The 946-nt window shown below is 66.7% G+C and carries 1 protein-coding gene; it reads right to left on the bottom strand.

The annotated features are described in order from the left end of the window. Positions 1-946: 2-oxo acid dehydrogenase subunit E2 (locus A5681_RS20870; RefSeq protein WP_197498671.1), on the bottom strand; the 946-nt coding region annotated here is incomplete at both ends.

Genomic DNA, 946 nt, shown 5'->3' on the forward strand with positions numbered 1-946 from the left:
TCCCACAGCGTCAGGCCGTGGTTGAGGATTTCGAGGTCGGGGTGGCTGCGGAATCGGCTGCCGTCCAACCGGAGCGGGTCGATGTCGGCCATCAGGTGCCCGCGGTTGCGGTAGGCCGCGATCAACTCCATCACCCGGGCGTTCTTGTCGACGATCGAGTCCGGGTTGTCGATGCTCCACCGCACCGGCACGTATGGGTTACCCAGCTCGCGGAAGATGTCGTCCCAGAACGCGTCCGACAGCAGCATCTCGTGGATGGCGCGCAGGAAGTCGCCGGATTCGGCGCCCTGGATGATCCGGTGGTCGTAGGTGGAGGTCAGCGTGATCAGCTTGCCGATGCCCAACTCGGCGATGCGTTCCTCGCTGGCGCCCTGGAACTCGGCGGGGTACTCCATGGCGCCGACCCCGATGATCGCGCCCTGGCCGGCCATCAGCCGCGGGACCGAGTGCACCGTGCCGATGGTGCCGGGGTTGGTCAGCGAAATCGTCACGCCCGCAAAGTCTTCGGCGGTCAGCTTGCCGTCGCGGGCCCGCCTGACGATGTCCTCGTAGGCGGTGACGAATTGTGCGAATCGCATGGTTTCGCAGCCCTTGATGCCGGCCACCACCAGGGAGCGCTTGCCGTCCTTGCCCTGCAGGTCGATGGCGAGGCCGAGGTTGGTGTGCGCCGGGGTGACCGCGGTGGGTTTGCCGTCGATCTCGGCGTAGTGCCGGTTCATGTTCGGGAACTGCTTAATCGCCTGCACCAGGGCGTAGCCGAGCAGGTGGGTGAAGGAGATCTTGCCGCCCCGGGTGCGCTTGAGCTGGTTGTTGATGACGATGCGGTTGTCGATGAGCAGCTTGGCCGGAACGGCGCGGACGCTGGTGGCGGTCGGCACGTCCAGCGATGCGGACATGTTCTTGACGACGGCGGCCGCGACGCCGCGCAGCGGCTGCAGCTCGTCGC

Origin of the sequence: Mycobacterium scrofulaceum (assembly GCF_001667885.1) — a bacterium.
Classification (GTDB): domain Bacteria; phylum Actinomycetota; class Actinomycetes; order Mycobacteriales; family Mycobacteriaceae; genus Mycobacterium; species Mycobacterium scrofulaceum_C.